Source organism: Lachnoclostridium phytofermentans ISDg, assembly GCF_000018685.1.
Classification (GTDB): Bacteria; Bacillota; Clostridia; order Lachnospirales; family Lachnospiraceae; genus Lachnoclostridium; species Lachnoclostridium phytofermentans.
Genome location: NC_010001.1, coordinates 474,737 through 491,580 on the forward strand (window position 1 = coordinate 474,737; position 16,844 = coordinate 491,580).

Sequence of the window (16,844 nt, forward strand, 5' to 3'; positions counted from 1 at the left end):
ATTTAACATTTAATTTTCTTTCGTAATAACCATAGTGCAATTAAATTTGGGATAGTCATGAAAGCATTGATTAAATCAGAACTTTCCCATACGAGTTCCAATGACATTATAGAACCAAAAAATATCATAAGTATATAAACAAGGCGGTAGATATCGATTCCTTTTTTCGGGAAGAGGTATTCTACCGCTTTTTCGCCGAAATAGCTCCAACCAATTAAAGTTGCAACAGCGAAAGCGACTAAGGAGATGCGAAGCATGAATACACCAAATGGAATTTGGGCGAAAGCTGCGGTTGTTAATTCACCCATTGATAATCCCTTAATTGAATCTGGATTTTTGAGTATGGTAGATACTATGATAAGTCCAGTAAGAGCGCACATTACAACAGTGTCCCAAAAAGTTGCACTCATGGAGACTAAAGCTTGATTTTTATAACGGAGATCAAGAGAATCGGAGTGGTTTTGTGTACTTTTTGCTTTACTACTAGATGGAACGGATTCTGATATTGAACTTTCGTCTGTTATTGCAGAACCACCCGCCGCAATCGCAGCAGAACCAAGGCCTGCCTCATTTGTAAAAAGGCCCCGTGAGATGCCATACCTTGCGGCGATACCGATGGAGCCGCCTAATACTCCGCCAGTCACAGCTTTTGTTGAAAAAGCGGTTTTCACTATAGTGCTAAGAGTCGGCAGGACATAGGGAAGATTAACGAAAAGAATAATTACACAGCCTGCAACATAAAAGATAGCCATAGCTGGTACTAACTTCATACAAACATTTTGAATGGAATTAACTCCGCCGACAATGACAAGACCGATTAAGAAAGCAGCAATAATTCCAGTTAGGATTGGAGAGATACCAAGTGACTTCGTGGCATCTGTTATCGATCGAGCTTGCGTAAAACCTCCCATACTAAACGCCACGAATAAGGTGGCGATGCAGAAGATAACAGCCAACCATTTGCTATGTAATCCATATTCAAGAGCGTACATTGGACCACCACTATAGGTACCATCTGGCTTTTGTTTACGATACCACATACCCAAATAACATTCTGCATATGTAGTTGCCATTCCAAAGATACCAGTAAGCCAACACCATAGAACAGCTCCTGGGCCACCAAGGGCAACCGCAGTTGAAATTCCAACGATATTACCTGTTCCAAGGGTAGCAGCTAGCGTTGTAGTAAGAGTTTTAAAACTACTGGAATTACCATGGGCATCTGTTTTTGTGGAGACAGAATTTCGAATTCCTTTTTTTAATTCTTTTTGAATAAAACGAAGCCGGAATGTAAAATAAAGGTGAGTTCCAAATAATAAAAATAACATTGGACCGCCCCAGAGATAATGATTGATTGTTTGTATGGATTTTAGTAAATTATTCATAGATAACCTCATTTCTGCGCTGTGTTGTATCTTGCTTGCAAGACAATGTGTATCAAAAGTTTTTGATGCAAACAGACACTAACTTATAGAGGAGATTTAAAAATTATTCACACTTTTAATCATAAGTCTAAGGAAAAAAAGTTGAATAGATTACTAAGTTACAGCCATCGTAGAAATTCCTTATTCTAAGTATATGAGAACGAACTTGCCTGTATTCAAAGTCAATAAGAAATAACATAACTTACCATCATAATATTAATTTGCGTGGTAATAATAATATCAAGATAAGTGACGAAACACAAAGCATATCAAAATATGAAATGACTTTTTGAAAGTTGATTGCAAAAGTGACATCTAAGGTATCAAGCAATAATCTTTGGATTAAAGCAAGATTTAGACAGAATTGATCGCTATTAGTAGTGAGTGCAGCCAATTGAAATTAGGAAGTTTTATGAATGTCGATAAGCGTTGAAGAGTAGTTGCTTATCGTTCCAAAGAGCAGTTTAAGTCCAAGCGACTATCCCTAGTATATGGAACTGCTCGTCAACTATACAGCTTCACGGAGGTGAATTTTATGACAAGTAGCAATCAAGGAACAAGTGGCTCTAACAGAATGGCAGTGCCTGAAGCAAAAGAAGCAATGAATCGTATGAAGATGGAAGTTGCATCTGAATTAGGAGTACCTCTAACTCAGGGTTACAATGGAAATCTTACAAGTGCTCAGAACGGATCAGTTGGTGGAGAAATGGTTCGCCAGATGATTAAGAGACAAGAAGAGTCTATGAGCGGCAAATAGCAAATAGAATAAAAGGAAATAGAAAAGAGGTGTTGCAGAGTGGTATTTTTACCACTTTGCAACACCTCTTTTTTTGTTATAAATAAGGCTCAAACGAAAAAACATTCACATTATGAATAAAATATGATAGAATAAATGTATATGGGCAAATTTTTTGCCTAACATTAAAAAGAGGAGTTAAGGCATGGGAAAGTATTTTGGAACAGATGGCTTTCGTGGAGAAGCGAATAAAACGTTAACTGTGGAGCATGCTTATAAGGTTGGTCGATTCTTAGGATGGTATTATGGAAAGGATCACAAAGCAAAAGTAGCAATTGGTAAGGATACGAGAAGATCCAGTTATATGTTTGAATATTCCCTGGTAGCCGGTTTGACTGCGAGTGGAGCAGATGTTTATCTTCTGCATGTAACACCGACACCGAGTGTTTCCTATGTTGTACGTAGCGAAGGATTTGATTGTGGTATCATGATAAGTGCCAGTCACAACCCATTTCAAGATAATGGAATTAAAGTGATTAATGGCGGCGGGTATAAATTAGAGAATGAAGTTGAAAAATTAATAGAAGACTATATCGATGGAGAAATACCGGAGATACCGTTTGCCTTTGGTGAAAATATTGGTAAAACAGTGGATTACTCTATGGGAAGACACCGTTATATCGGACATTTGATTTCGCTCGCGACTCGTTCCTTTAAGGGAATAAAAGTTGGACTTGACCTTGCAAATGGGTCTGCAACGACTGTCGCAAAGGGTGTTTTTGATGCTCTTGGAGCTAAGACTTATGTGATCCATGGGGAACCAGATGGTGTCAATATTAATTCTGATTGTGGTTCTACTCATATAGAACAGTTGCAAAAGTTTGTCGTTGAGCAAGGATTAGATATTGGATTTGCTTATGATGGAGATGCGGATCGTTGTCTTGCAGTAGATGAATTAGGGCAAGTGATAGATGGGGATGCGATTCTTTATCTTTGCGGTTGTTATATGAAGGAGAGAGGCGAACTTCGTAATAATACAGTTGTTACAACAATTATGTCTAACTTAGGCCTTTATAAGTCATTAGACGCGAAAGAAATTGGATATGCTAAAACAGCTGTTGGTGATAAGTACGTATTTGAAAACATGATGGAGCATGGACATTCCATTGGTGGAGAGCAATCCGGTCATATTATCTTTAATAAACATGCTACGACAGGGGACGGTGTACTAACATCTCTTAAGATTATGGAAGTTATGTTAGAAAAGAAAGAAAAAATTTCTGTTTTATTACGTGAGTTAAAGATATATCCTCAACTTTTACTCAATATTCCAGTGGTAGATAAGAAAATGGCTAAGAATGATCCAGATGTAATGGAAGCAGCCAAAGCAGTGGAACTAGAACTTGGTGATGAGGGCAGAATCTTGGTTCGTGAAAGTGGTACCGAGTCCGTAATTCGTGTTATGGTAGAAGCTGGATCAAATGAGGTATGTCAAAAGTATGCCGATAATGTAGTTGTAGTTTTACGTCAAAAAGGTCATATAAAAGCATAAGAAACAAAAACAGCAGAAACAAAAATAATATACGGAACGAATCATGTTAATTTTCAGAGGAACGACGCAAAAAAGAAGCACCTTTTATCGGAGATAATAGAATAACTTCGGATAAGGTATATTATCGAAACGAAGAACATGTTCCGATAATCAAGTATTATCGGAGCGAAAAACATGTTCCGATAATTAAGTACTATAATATTGTCTAACGACGTCTAAAAGCGGCAAATACAGAAAAAAATATCTAGCTTTTGTCTAGGTGACATGATATAATATACTAATGTCTAGCCCTCTATACTTGGTTAGTGGGTTACGAAATGTAAACATAAGAATAAGGTGAGCGAAGTAAGCGAACACAATTATAACGTTAAAAAGTTTGGTATATGAAAGCATATACTTTGCTATATTTTAAGGAGGACTTAACAAATGAGTTTCAAGGTGGAAGATTTAGGAAAGAATATGGTAAAGCTAACAATAGAAGCGACAGCAGAGGATTTTGACAAGGCAATTGAACAGGCTTACCAGAAAAATAAGGGCAAAATGAACGTGCAGGGATTCCGTAAAGGAAAAGCACCACGTGCAATCATCGAGAAGATGTATGGTGTAGGTGTATTCTATGAGGATGCTGCTAATTTTATTATTCCAGAAGCTTATGAGCAGGCTATCGAAGAAAGTAAATTAGATGTTGTAGCAAGACCAGAAATCGACGTTGTTCAGGTTGAGAAGGGTCAGCCATTTATCTTCACAGCTGAAGTAGCAGTTAAGCCAGAAGTAACTCTTGGCGCATACAAGGGTGTAGAAGTTTCTAAGTCTGAAATCGAAGTAACAGAAGATGAGATTATGGCTGAGCTTGATAAGGTGAGAGAGCAGAACTCTAGAACAATTACAGTTGAAGATAGAGCAGTAATGGATAAAGATATCGTTACTATCGATTTTGAAGGTTTCGTTGATGGTGTAGCTTTCGAAGGTGGTAAGGGCGAAGATTATGCATTAACAATCGGTTCTCATTCCTTTATTGATACATTCGAGGATCAATTAGTAGGCAAGAACATCGGTGAGGATGTAGAAGTTAATGTTACATTCCCAACTGAGTATCATGCAGCAGATCTTGCTGGAAAGCCAGCATTATTTAAAGTAAAAGTAAAAGAAATTAAAGCAAAAGAACTTCCAGCAGCAGATGATGAGTTTGCAGGGGATGTTTCCGAGTTTAATACTTTAGAAGAATATAAAGCTGATCTTAAGAAATCTTTAACTGAGAAGAAGGATAAGGCAGCAAAGACAGCAAAAGAAGATGCAGTAGTTGATAAGGTAATCGAAAATGCAACTATGGAAATTCCAGATGCTATGGTAGATACTCAGAAGCGTCAGATGGCTGAAGATTTTGCTCAGAGATTAAAGATGCAAGGTCTTTCTTTAGAGCAGTATTTCCAGTTCACAGGTTTAAATCCAAATACATTTATGGAGAACCTTGGACCACAGGCTCTTAAGCGTATCCAGAGCAGACTTGTATTAGAAGCAGTTGTTAAGGCTGAGAATATTACAGTATCTGTAGAAGAAATTGATAAAGAACTTGCAGAGATGGCTTCCGCTTACCAGATGGAAGTTGACAAATTAAAAGAGTTAATTGGCGAGAAGGAAAAAGAACAGATCGTTATGGATATGGCAGTTCAAAAAGCCATTGATCTTGTAGCAAGTGAAGCAAAGGAAGTTTAATCAAGGCGATTCGACTCTTTGCAATTCATATGGGCTGTTGCTGAAAGCATGTTGCTAAGTCATGTTGCTGAAGCAACAGCCTGTTGTTCATGAAAGGAAAGGTGACGGATATGAGTTTAGTACCTTATGTAATCGAGCAGACAAGCAGGGGAGAGCGCTCCTACGATATTTATTCCAGATTGTTAAAAGAAAGAATTATTTTCCTTGGAGAAGAAGTTACTGATGTTAGCGCAAGCGTTATTGTAGCTCAGTTATTGTTCTTAGAGGCAGAGGATCCTGGTAAGGATATCAGTTTATATATTAATAGCCCAGGTGGTTCCGTAACAGCAGGTATGGCTATTTACGATACTATGAATTACATTAAGTGTGATGTTTCCACTATTTGTATTGGTATGGCCGCTAGTATGGGTGCCTTCTTATTAGCAGGTGGTGCTAAGGGTAAGAGATTTGCACTTCCTAATGCAGAAGTTATGATTCATCAGCCATCCGGCGGTGCTAAGGGTCAGGCTACCGATATTCAGATTGTTGCAGAGAACATCTTAAAAATTAAGAAGAAATTAAATACAATCTTATCTGAAAATACAGGGAAACCACTTGAGGTAGTTGAAGTGGATACCGAAAGAGATTATTATATGTCTGCAGAAGAAGCAAAGAACTATGGTATCATTGATAGCGTAATTGCAAGCAGATAACTTAAAGTTGATTCAAGTAAAACCTAGTATGCTTGTATAGCATGTTTGAAGAGAGGTGAACAGATTGGCAAATAGAACAGAAGATAGAAAACAGGTTAGATGCTCATTCTGCGGAAAGTCTCAGGAACAAGTTCGTAAGCTTCTTGCAGGACCAGGGGATGTCTATATCTGCGATGAATGTATTGAGCTCTGCTATGAGATTGTGGAGGAAGAATTCGATGATGATGTGGCAGAGTCTGCATCCGGCATTAACCTCTTAAAACCAAAGGAAATTAAAGAATTTTTAGATCAATATGTCATTGGACAGGAAGAAGCAAAAAAAGTTCTTTCTGTATCCGTTTATAATCATTATAAACGTGTATTATCAGAGAAAGATTTAGACGTTGAGTTGCAGAAGAGCAATATTCTGATGATTGGACCGACCGGTTCCGGTAAAACCTATGTTGCACAAACTTTAGCAAAAATTCTTAACGTACCTTTCGCCATTGCAGATGCTACTGCATTGACAGAGGCTGGTTATGTTGGTGAAGATGTGGAAAATATTCTGCTTAAGATTATTCAGGCGGCAGATTACGATATTGAACGAGCACAATACGGCATTATCTATATTGATGAGATTGATAAGATAACACGTAAGTCAGAAAATACATCGATTACAAGAGATGTATCTGGTGAAGGAGTTCAGCAAGCACTCTTAAAGATTTTGGAAGGATCCGTAGCTTCTGTTCCACCACAAGGTGGAAGAAAGCACCCTCATCAGGAATTTATTCAAATTGATACCACCAATATATTGTTTATCTGTGGCGGTGCATTTGATGGTTTAGAGAAAATCGTGGAAGCCAGAATTGGACAGAAGTCCATCGGATTTAATGCTGAAATTGCGCATGGTCAAAAGGAAAATATCGGTGATTTATTCCGCCAGGTATTACCTCAAGATTTAATAAAATTCGGTATGATTCCAGAGTTTGTGGGTCGTGTACCAGTGAATACAGCCCTTGATTTATTAGATGAGCAAGCATTAGTACGAATCCTTACAGAACCAAAGAATGCTATCACAAAGCAATACCGAAAATTGTTTGAGTTAGATGGTGTTGAACTTGTTTTTGAAGAGGATGCATTGAAAGAAATTGCAAAGCGTTCCTTTGAACGTAAAACAGGTGCGCGAGGGCTTCGTGCAATTATGGAATCTGTTATGATGGATTCTATGTTCAAGGTTCCAACGGATACCAGTGTTCTTAAATGTATTATTACAAAGGAGTCTGCTGAAGGTAAGGAAGAGCCACGCTTGGTTACTGCCGAAAACGGACAGCAGCGTAAAATTGCTCAAAAGAAGGTAGCAAAGAAAAGTAGTAATGAAATAGCTTAGTTATGAAGCTTCATAGCTAACATGAAGAAGTCTGTCGGCGAACTCTTATCAGATAGCTGGCAGACTTTTGTTAACAGTAAGTGTACCCCCTGATTTGTATGCGCGCCATGGCGTGCAGTTAGGAGCCGAGTATGCATAGTTTTGGAGGTATTAATGAGTGAATATACGAGACAACTGCCCGTGGTGGCTCTAAGAAATATGGCAGTCATGCCCGGGATGTTGATTCATTTTGATGTTAATAGAAAAGTAAGTATTGAAGCAATTGAAGCAGCAATGCTCTTAAATCAACAGGTATTATTAGTTTCACAGATTGATGCAGAGACTGAAAATCCAACAGCCGATGATTTGTACCGAGTAGGAACAATAGCAGAAATTAAACAGATGATAAAACTCCCTGGGAATGTAATACGTGTTTTGGTTACTGGTTTAGAACGAGCAACCCTAGATTCTTTAGTATCAGAACAGCCATATCTAAAAGCTCAGCTAACATCCAAGGAAGCGGAGCTTCTTAACTTAACTGAGGCAGAAGAAGAAGCAATGGTTCGTGCTCTAAGAGATTTATTCGAGGTATATACCACTGAAAATAATAAGCTAAATAAGGATATTATTCGTCAAGTGGAAGCTTCCAGAGAAATTGAAAAAATGGTGGAGCAACTCTCGATTCATATCCCTATGACATTAGAGGATAAACAACTATTACTAGCAGCAAGTGATTTAATGGAGCAGTATGAACGCCTATGTTTAATCTTAGCAGATGAAATAGAAGTTATGCGAATTAAAAGGGAACTTCAGAATAAGGTTAAGGATAAAGTTGACAAAAACCAGAAAGACTACATAATGAGGGAGCAACTTAAGGTCATTAAGGAAGAACTTGGAGAAACGAGTTCTGTTTCTGACATTATGCAGTATCTGGAGCAACTAAAAGAATTGGTTGCTAGTGATGAAGTAAAAGAGAAGATTAAGAAGGAAATCGAACGTTTTCAAAACGTTGCTGGAAGTAACTCAGAGAGTGCAGTAGCAAGAGGTTATGTTGAAACATTGCTTAGCCTACCTTGGGACAAGGTAAGCGAAGATTTTATGGATTTGGCGTATGCGAAAGAGGTACTTGAAACAGAACACTATGGGTTAAAAAAGGTAAAGGAACGTGTACTAGATTTCTTAGCGGTGCGTCAGTTAACGGAAAAAGGAGATAGTCCGATTATCTGTCTTGTGGGTCCTCCGGGAACCGGAAAAACTTCAATCGCCCGTTCAATCGCTAAAGCTCTTAATAAGGAGTATGTCCGCATTAGCCTTGGTGGTGTCAGGGATGAAGCGGAGATAAGGGGGCATCGAAGAACCTATGTGGGTGCTCTTCCAGGCCGTATTATTACTGGACTTAAACAGGCAAAGGTGAAAAATCCTCTCATGCTTCTTGATGAAATCGACAAGATGAGCTCTGACTATAAAGGGGATACTGCATCCGCTATGTTAGAGGTGCTTGATTCTGAGCAAAATTGTAATTTTGTTGACCACTACGTGGAAATCCCAGTAGACCTATCAGAAGTTATGTTTATTGCAACCGCAAATACAACACAGACGATACCGAAACCTCTACTAGATCGTATGGAAATTATCGAGGTAAGTTCTTATACAGAAAACGAAAAATTTCATATTGCGAAAAATCATTTACTTAACAAACAAATAGAGAAAAATGGTTTAAAAAAGAGTCAAATCAGTATATCAGAGAAGGCACTTAGGAAGATAATTAGCGACTATACTAGAGAAGCAGGAGTTCGTGGTTTAGAGCGTAAGATTTCAGAGGTATGTAGAAAAATTGCTAGAGAATTGTTAGAGCAGGAGTCTAAGGAGAATCAAAACCTTATCAAATCTGCAAAGAATAAGTCAAACAATAAAAATCAAAGCCATAGTGAGGTAGCAGCTGCTGTAGAGGCGGAGGAGATTAGTGTAACTACGAAACCATCGAAGATAAAGGTAACAGAGAAAAATATCACTACTTACCTTGGAAAGCCGAAGTTTCGAAATGAAATCGCAAGCCAAAAGGATGAAGTCGGAATCGTATGTGGACTTGCTTGGACTAGTGTAGGTGGAACTACCTTACAGATAGAAGTAAATTCGTTACCAGGTAAAGGTGCCTTGATACTGACAGGCCAAATGGGCGATGTGATGAAAGAGTCCGCCCAACTTGGAATCAGTTATATTCGTTCTCTAAGTAAGGAATATAAGATATCAGAAGAATATTTTCAAAAAAATGATATTCATATCCATATTCCAGAAGGTGCTACACCAAAAGATGGTCCGAGTGCAGGTATTACAATGGCTACAGCAATGTTATCTGCTATTACAGGCAAGAAGGTTCACGCAAAAGTTGCAATGACTGGGGAAATAACACTTCGTGGTCGTGTATTACCAATCGGCGGTCTAAAGGAAAAGCTGCTGGCAGCAAAGAATACCGGGATTAAGAAAGTTTTAATTCCTGAAAAGAATCGCCCAGATTTAGAAGAGTTAGAGCAAGAGATAACCGAGGGTATGGAAGTAATATGTGTTGCTACTATGGATGAGGTTTTAAAACATGCGCTTGTGTAACTGAATCATGATGGAACGATTACTGCTTAATTTTAAGTGATAGAATTTGCTATGTGATTATCTATCAGGTAAAAAGGATAAATTATAGTTATAAGGTTACTTGAAGCGAGTATCTCGGTGAATCAAAACTATTTTCTTGTATGAAATAGGTATGGTGACTAAAAGACTATAGGCTTGTCATTAATAAAGAATCGTGACAGGAATAAAGAATCGTAACAGGAATAAAGAATCGTGACAGGAACCAAGAAGTTAGGAGAAAATTATGAATGTAAACCAAGTAGATTTGGAAACGGTATGTGGAGTAACCAGTGTGTTACCAGAGAATACTCAACCAGAATTTGCTTTTGCTGGAAAATCGAATGTAGGAAAATCCTCATTAATTAACGGGTTAATGAATAGAAAGTCGTTTGCTAGAACTTCTTCACAGCCAGGTAAGACACAGACTATTAATTTTTATCATCTCAATGAAAAATTATATTTTGTGGATCTCCCTGGATATGGCTATGCAAAAGTATCTTCAGAGTTAAAAGCGAAATGGGGCAAAATGATTGAGAAGTATTTACGAACTTCTACACAATTAAAGGTGATATTCCTTCTGATCGATATTCGTCATGAGCCCTCTGCAAATGACAAAGATATGTATGAATGGATTGTTCATAATGGATTTGAACCAGTAATCATAGCAACGAAACTTGATAAAATCAATCGTAGCCAACGAGATAAGCATATTAAAATGGTACGAACTGGTTTATGTGCAGGAGCAAATACGAAGATCTTACCTTTTTCTTCTTTATCCAAAGAAGGAAAAGATGATATCTGGAGATGTATTGAACAGTTTTTAGAAGTTCCAGATACAGAAAATAAGTAATAACCAACTTAAAAGGAAGGGGCTTATGCAAAATAGAGGAGTAATCAATCTATGGAGCAAAAGTTCCTTTTTTATTAGAGTGAAAAAACATGTCCGGATAGCATATCACTGAAGTGATACGTTATCCTTCTTTCTATATATAGGATAAATTTTGTGCAATAAATTGGTATCTCAAGAGAAATAACCATTATTGATAAGGTGTGTTATGACACGGAAGTGTTAGTTATTAAAGTAATTTAGTTAGGTCCTTTCTGCGACGTAATGTAAGTAGTTACAGAAAGTACAGATTTCTTGCTAATAGTTCTTAGATTTTTTATGGAAATGTAGCGTATTAGTCTTTTATCATTGCTATAATCGCTGTAAGTGATTACAATAAATTATAGGATAAAAACGTATATAAATGTACAAATAGAATGAAGAGAGATGTGTAGCTATGCGAATGAAAGAAAACAAAGACTATTTACTTAAGGGCACCTTATGGAAAGCTATATTAATGCTAGCCATACCAATCGCCGTGAACAATTTTATTCAAACGATGTATAATCTAACAGATTCCTATTGGCTTGGTAAAATTGGTACAGATCCACAGTCAGCCATAACGGTAGTAACTCCGATTCAGAGTATCATAGTTAATTTTGGTACTGGTATTACTGTAGCTGGAGCGATATTAATATCGCAGTACTTAGGTGCCAAGGATGAAAAGAATGCAAAATCAATGGTTGGACAGCTGTTTGCTTCTTGTATGATATTTTCGGTTGTATGTGCAGCAATATGTTTTTTGTTAACTCCAGCGTTGGTTGGATGGTTAGCTGGTGGTGAGTCATTTTCTTCTATGGCAGTTACCTATTTACGAATTGTAATATTGGACATGCCATTTTTATTTACCATCAATATCTTTACTGCGGTAAATCAATCGCAGGGGGATACCGTAAGACCAATGTTTTTAAATCTACTAGGTATTGTTTTAAATATGATATTGGACCCTCTTTTTATGTTAGGATTTGGCTGGGGTGTTGCTGGTGCAGCATTAGCTACTTTATTAGCGAAGGTTCCATGTGCGATAATTGCATTATATAGCCTATGTAATAATAAGAAATCTCTTTATATAACAAAAGAAAGTTTAAAGATTCAAAAGGATAAACTTAAGTCAATTGCGAAAATAGGTTTACCTACTGCGATTGGCGGAAGTACCATGCAATTAGGATTTTTATTGATGACCTCTAGTGTAATTAAGTATGGATCTACTGCAGTTAGTGCTTATGGTATAGGAAACCGTGTCAATGGACTAGTTACGATGCCTGCGAATGCCATGGGTTCTGCGGTTGCAACAATTGTTGGACAATGTATCGGAGCAAGGGATCAGGTTAGAGCTCAAAAAGCTTATTTAATGGCAAGAAGAATTGCCGTTATTTTCTTGTTTATTGGTGGTTTGATTTTATCGCGGAATACTGTTTCAGAGCCAATTGTTCGAATTTTTAGTAATGATCCAGATGTAATTCGACTAGGTACGCAGTTTCTTCAATTGATGGCATTTTGGTGCTTTACGAACGGTATTTACACAACAACCAACGGATTGCATCAAGGATCTGGCCATACAATGATTAATATGACAATTGATGCAACTAGACTATGGGTATTCCGACTGGCAACGTTATTCATATGTGAACGTTTACTCCATATGGGAGTACAAAGTATATGGTATGCAGTTGTAGTCAGCAATGGAATTTCCGCAGTAATCTTGTGGATTATCTACAAGATGGGTGTTTGGAAAAAGCAGGTCATCTCCTAGATTTGCATTTTACCTAAGAAGTTCAAATTCGCAATACAAAATAAGTAGGCAATTTATATTCTCCATAGGTAGACCAAAAGTAGTGGCTAACCTATGGAGATATTTTTTTAAATCAGTCAAATTTCTTTTTGAATATTATAGTTTAAGAAAAAAGCATGGAAATATATCCTATTTTGTTGTATTATGAAATAAAAGGGAATAATTAATAAATACATAGTATTGCTTTAATACAAAGGCAATCTATGGGCTCTAGGAAATGTATCGAAGTACAATGATGAAAATTATTATATTTGGGGAGAAAATTATTAAAACTATTGTTATGTTCTTTGGTTTAGGAAGTTTTGTTGGGGTTTTATTAATTATCTTTAGTATCTTATATCGGAAGAGACTAAAAAGTAACACTATATGGTGGTGCTGCTTAGGCTTATGGTTATTCGTGATATGCTCTATTATGATGCTCTGTTTTGGTTTTTTTATTAGATAATTTTTGCATTGTCTGTTTTTAGAAAGCTAATGGAATAGAAAGATAAGTTAAATACTCCATAGGTAGGCCAAAGTCGTAGCTAACCCTATGGAGTTATTTTTTAATTGATGAAATCGGACTATGCGTTACCTATATTTATCGAATGATTCAATGAATAATTATTTTAATGAATAATCATTTTTTATGAATAAAAATAAATCTATTTAAATAGTCTTTATGTTGCATTGAAGAAATTTGTCGAATAAAGTATAATAAATTTAAGAAACTTTTGGTAAATTTGAGAGGGGAGTCATATGGAAACAAAAGAAAGAAAATTTATTTATGCAGAGGAAGAGAAACGCTTACTAAGGACAAATCTTACGAATTACATATGTGTTATGCTTGTACAAATCGTTATGATTGCATTATTTGCAATGGATCAAATAACCGTAGAAAAAGATAATATCAACCTTATTGCAATTGGACTTTGCTTTGCAAATATGCTTATCATTACGGTAGCATTTCTCCGATTGAAATCCTCTAATCGATTCCGTTATATTATGATGATTGGATTTTCGATCGTTTATGGATTTGTAATGGCATTAGGTGCTAACCTTTTAGTATTTATGTATATATTCCCAATCTTAATTAGTCTGATACTTTACAATGACAAACGTTGTATCATTATTTTCTCCAGTTATATGGCAATTGGAAATGTAGCACGTGTTATTATTATCTTAAATATCGAAGACATATTAATTAATAAGAGTAATTATATCTTAATAGCAGTTTTAGGTATTATCATTACTTTCGTGCTTATTTATACGACTTTATTTTCGGAGGTATTTGCAGCGGATGCTCAGGGAGCATTAAAAGAAAAACAGTTGGAACAGGAAAACATGGTGAAGGATATTCTTACGATTGCTTCGACTGTTCGTGAAGGTTCCTTATCAGCCAATCAGATGATGAATCAAGTGGAAGAAGATACAAAGCAAATGCAGTTGTCTTTGGATGAGATAAGCTCTAGCACACAGTCTAATGCGGAAAGTATCGGGCAGCAGACGGTTATGACACAATCTATACAGAGTGCAATTGAAGAGGCAAGAATACTTTCTAGTGAGATGGTTGCTGCTGCCAAAGATTCCAGTGAGGTTCTGAAAAAGAGTATGCAAGTGGTTTATGAGCTGAAAGATAAGGCGAGTCTTATTGCAAATTCTAGTGAAGATGTGGTGGATTCGATGGACCTATTACAGAATAAGACGAGAGATGTTCAGGAAATTGCTCAAATTATCTTTAAAATTTCTGGACAAACCAATCTCTTAGCGTTGAATGCATCCATTGAAAGTGCAAGAGCAGGGGAGGCTGGTAGAGGGTTTGCAGTTGTTGCGGATCAGATTCGTCAGCTGGCAGAACAAACGAAACAAGCTACAGAGAATATCAGTTCGATTATTGCAGAGTTAGACATCAATGCACAGGATGTGTCTAATAAGATTCATAGCACTATGGATGCAACTGGACAGCAAAACACATTGATACAACAAACATCAGAACATTTTGCTAAAATGAATGAGAATGTAAACCTATTATCTCAGAACGTGAAAAACATCGATGAAAGAATTTATGAATTAATGAATTCTAATGATTCTATAGTAGATAACATTAGTCAACTATCCGCAACATCAGAAGAGGTGTCTGCAAGCTCTGAGATGGCAGCAGAATCTAGCCAGAGATCAATTCAAAATGTTATTAGTGCAAAGGATCATCTTGATGAGGTTGTAAGATCTGCTGAGAGATTTGAGGCATATTTATAAGGCAATTAAACCAATTTGATGATTCAATAAAGATAAGTTCATAAGTTTATAATAGTGCAGGGCAATTGTGCATAATGAATTGCAATTACCTTTTTTAGATTTAAGAAGCTGTTTATTCTTTCTTTCCTTAATATTATAAATTATTTAAAAAAGAAGATTAGTCCGTTATTGGGATTTAATCTTCTTTTTTAAAAGGTCTTGTTTAACAATTACAAATAAAATCACTGTAACATCTTCTTACCAAGTGCAGCTAGTGCAGTCTGATCCTTGGTTCCAATTCCAAACTGAAATTGCATCGTATCAGTTCCGTAAGATTTTATAATTTTACATTGAATTAAAGTTTGATGTTTTATGCTGCATTCAGAGGAAGCCATAGATTCTACTTCCGCGTCAGTTCTAGCTTTTAACATAAGATTCGTATAGACAACTTTATCTTGTCGGTTTCTTATTTTACATGCTACAAAGTAAAGTCTTTCTTCGTTTACTGCTTTTTGCACTTCCACTTGTTTTGTGATAACAACAGCCGATTTTTTATCATCTGATACTGCCTCTGACTGAGTGTCTGCGAGTTGAAGACCATTTAAGGTTCCACGGATAAAAGCGAGTTCAACTAATCTTTTCACTTGCGGGTCATGAATTGAAGTAAAATTCTTAGTTTTTAAGTTTAAAGCAGATAATTCTTCTTCAGTAAAAGAAGAAACGCCATTATTTTTTGCAACCATTTTTTGCATTTCAAACTGACTTTTTATATTTTTATTTTTCCATTCATACATAGCGGTTTACTTCCTTTTTCGTTAATTATAACATGAAATGATAAAACCGCAATGTAAACTTATCAATAACAACCCTAGGACCAGTACTTTTGTATCTGGTCCTTTGTTAATGTATCTGCAAACTGCTCTTTAATTAAGAGAAACATCTTAAAATCTTTCAATATCATAAATAACACAGCTCGGTCTTCGAATTCCTCTCTGGTAGTTGGGAGAGGGCTTTGGCGATATTCTTCTTCAAGAGTTTTCTCTAATTGTAATAATCCTTTGGCGTTATTGGATTCTGCTAGAGAATTTGCAATGCTTTCTATAAACTGTGAAATCGGTAAAACTTGCTTCGGTACAGCGTGTAGGGATATTATTTTTTCATAAATTTCAGCAAGTATCTGTAGTTGGTGTTTACGCATCTCCATATAACGAATAAAGTATTCAGACTCCTGGAATAAAGTATTGTTCATGTTTGTATATGCATACGTAAGACCTAGGTTAATATCTTCTTTTAATGGAGTAAAACAGTGATCTTTATAATTACTTTTATCAGACTCCCTAAGAAAATAAGCCATGCGAAATAAGATCTTACGTAAATCGGCTTCAATTCGTTCTTGAACTTCTCGAATTTTTGCTACATTACTTGGCATAAATAAATTAATGAGTGTTCCAATACCCGCTCCGATAAAAAGAAGGAGGGCTTCGTTTGTTATCATGGAAATACTTATACTCTCAGAGAGAATGTAATGTGTTGCAAGTACGGAATTCATTGCAATTCCATCTTGTAATTTAACAATAGAACAGCCACCTACAAACAAAAATAGGAATAATCCAAAAGGAATTGTGGTAAATCCAAAGTTCGGAAAAAGTAAGAGTGCTAGAATAGTGGCAAACATAAATGCAACTAATCGCTTCAGTGAAATAAAAATGGTCTCTTTTTTAGTATCCTGTATGGTTAGAAGAGTAATAATCCCCGCTGAAATACTATAGTTTAATCCAATTGCATTAGCTAGTAAAATAGCAAGGGTACTTCCGACTGCAATCTTACTAACTTTGTTAAACTTTTTCATTGGCTTCTCCTTATCTTTA

12 protein-coding genes are annotated in these 16,844 nt (G+C 36.4%); 9 read left to right on the forward strand and 3 right to left on the reverse strand.

Translation table 11 applies throughout. From position 1 onward, the window contains the following. Positions 1 to 2 precede the first annotated feature (2 nt). Positions 3 to 1,385, reverse strand: a complete 1,383-nt coding sequence (locus CPHY_RS02100) for an alanine/glycine:cation symporter family protein (RefSeq protein ID WP_012198403.1) — start codon at positions 1,383 to 1,385, stop codon at positions 3 to 5. Positions 1,386 to 1,959: 574 nt separating this feature from the next. On the opposite strand from CPHY_RS02100, the gene CPHY_RS02105 reads away from it, so the two are divergent. The 9 genes from CPHY_RS02105 to CPHY_RS02145 all read left to right on the forward strand — a co-directional run bounded on the left by CPHY_RS02105 (position 1,960) and on the right by CPHY_RS02145 (position 14,997). Continuing rightward, the gene (locus CPHY_RS02105; protein WP_012198404.1) at positions 1,960 to 2,181 is read left to right on the forward strand and encodes an alpha/beta-type small acid-soluble spore protein; all 222 of its coding nucleotides are present in this window, start codon (positions 1,960 to 1,962) and stop codon (positions 2,179 to 2,181) included. Positions 2,182 to 2,365: 184 nt separating this feature from the next. After that, complete coding sequence (glmM, locus tag CPHY_RS02110) at positions 2,366 to 3,712, forward strand: phosphoglucosamine mutase (protein WP_012198405.1); 1,347 nt, start codon at positions 2,366 to 2,368, stop codon at positions 3,710 to 3,712. Positions 3,713 to 4,138: 426 nt separating this feature from the next. After that, positions 4,139 to 5,425 carry a trigger factor gene (tig, locus tag CPHY_RS02115; protein ID WP_012198406.1) on the forward strand — a complete coding sequence of 429 codons (1,287 nt, stop codon included), beginning with the start codon at positions 4,139 to 4,141 and terminating at the stop codon, positions 5,423 to 5,425. A 110-nt stretch (positions 5,426 to 5,535) separates the two neighbouring features. Then, positions 5,536 to 6,117, forward strand: a complete 582-nt coding sequence (gene clpP / locus CPHY_RS02120; RefSeq protein WP_012198407.1) for an ATP-dependent Clp endopeptidase proteolytic subunit ClpP — start codon at positions 5,536 to 5,538, stop codon at positions 6,115 to 6,117. 64 nt (positions 6,118 to 6,181) lie between these two features. Continuing rightward, positions 6,182 to 7,483: an ATP-dependent Clp protease ATP-binding subunit ClpX gene (gene clpX / locus CPHY_RS02125; protein ID WP_012198408.1), complete on the forward strand. Its 1,302-nt coding sequence runs from the start codon at positions 6,182 to 6,184 to the stop codon at positions 7,481 to 7,483. 153 nt (positions 7,484 to 7,636) lie between these two features. Beyond that, positions 7,637 to 10,066: an endopeptidase La gene (lon, locus tag CPHY_RS02130; protein ID WP_012198409.1), complete on the forward strand. Its 2,430-nt coding sequence runs from the start codon at positions 7,637 to 7,639 to the stop codon at positions 10,064 to 10,066. Between the two features lie 262 nt (positions 10,067 to 10,328). Further along, on the forward strand, positions 10,329 to 10,934 hold the full coding sequence (yihA, locus tag CPHY_RS02135; protein WP_012198410.1) for a ribosome biogenesis GTP-binding protein YihA/YsxC: 606 nt from the start codon (positions 10,329 to 10,331) through the stop codon (positions 10,932 to 10,934). A 433-nt stretch (positions 10,935 to 11,367) separates the two neighbouring features. Further along, the gene (locus CPHY_RS02140; protein ID WP_012198411.1) at positions 11,368 to 12,723 is read left to right on the forward strand and encodes an MATE family efflux transporter; all 1,356 of its coding nucleotides are present in this window, start codon (positions 11,368 to 11,370) and stop codon (positions 12,721 to 12,723) included. Between the two features lie 777 nt (positions 12,724 to 13,500). Then, positions 13,501 to 14,997 (forward strand): methyl-accepting chemotaxis protein, encoded by a 1,497-nt coding sequence (locus CPHY_RS02145; RefSeq protein WP_012198412.1) that lies wholly within the window; start codon positions 13,501 to 13,503, stop codon positions 14,995 to 14,997. A gap of 221 nt (positions 14,998 to 15,218) precedes the next feature. Here the strand turns inward: CPHY_RS02145 and CPHY_RS02150 are convergent, their stop codons facing one another. Both CPHY_RS02150 and CPHY_RS02155 read right to left on the reverse strand, forming a co-directional pair. Continuing rightward, the gene (locus CPHY_RS02150) at positions 15,219 to 15,770 is read right to left on the reverse strand and encodes a hypothetical protein (protein ID WP_012198413.1); all 552 of its coding nucleotides are present in this window, start codon (positions 15,768 to 15,770) and stop codon (positions 15,219 to 15,221) included. Positions 15,771 to 15,844: 74 nt separating this feature from the next. Beyond that, a complete protein-coding gene (locus CPHY_RS02155) occupies positions 15,845 to 16,825 on the reverse strand; it encodes an aromatic acid exporter family protein (RefSeq protein ID WP_012198414.1) in 981 nt (326 codons plus the stop codon). Between the last annotated feature and the right edge of the window lie 19 nt (positions 16,826 to 16,844).

Coding starts and splice junctions, on each gene's coding strand:
- CPHY_RS02150 (WP_012198413.1), bottom strand. CDS start 15,770: ATGTATGAATGGAAAAATAAAAATATAAAAAGTCAGTTTGAAATGCAA.
- CPHY_RS02100 (WP_012198403.1), bottom strand. CDS start 1,385: ATGAATAATTTACTAAAATCCATACAAACAATCAATCATTATCTCTGG.
- CPHY_RS02140 (WP_012198411.1), top strand. CDS start 11,368: ATGCGAATGAAAGAAAACAAAGACTATTTACTTAAGGGCACCTTATGG.
- CPHY_RS02145 (WP_012198412.1), top strand. CDS start 13,501: ATGGAAACAAAAGAAAGAAAATTTATTTATGCAGAGGAAGAGAAACGC.
- glmM (WP_012198405.1), top strand. CDS start 2,366: ATGGGAAAGTATTTTGGAACAGATGGCTTTCGTGGAGAAGCGAATAAA.
- yihA (WP_012198410.1), top strand. CDS start 10,329: ATGAATGTAAACCAAGTAGATTTGGAAACGGTATGTGGAGTAACCAGT.
- tig (WP_012198406.1), top strand. CDS start 4,139: ATGAGTTTCAAGGTGGAAGATTTAGGAAAGAATATGGTAAAGCTAACA.
- CPHY_RS02105 (WP_012198404.1), top strand. CDS start 1,960: ATGACAAGTAGCAATCAAGGAACAAGTGGCTCTAACAGAATGGCAGTG.
- clpP (WP_012198407.1), top strand. CDS start 5,536: ATGAGTTTAGTACCTTATGTAATCGAGCAGACAAGCAGGGGAGAGCGC.
- CPHY_RS02155 (WP_012198414.1), bottom strand. CDS start 16,825: ATGAAAAAGTTTAACAAAGTTAGTAAGATTGCAGTCGGAAGTACCCTT.
- lon (WP_012198409.1), top strand. CDS start 7,637: ATGAGTGAATATACGAGACAACTGCCCGTGGTGGCTCTAAGAAATATG.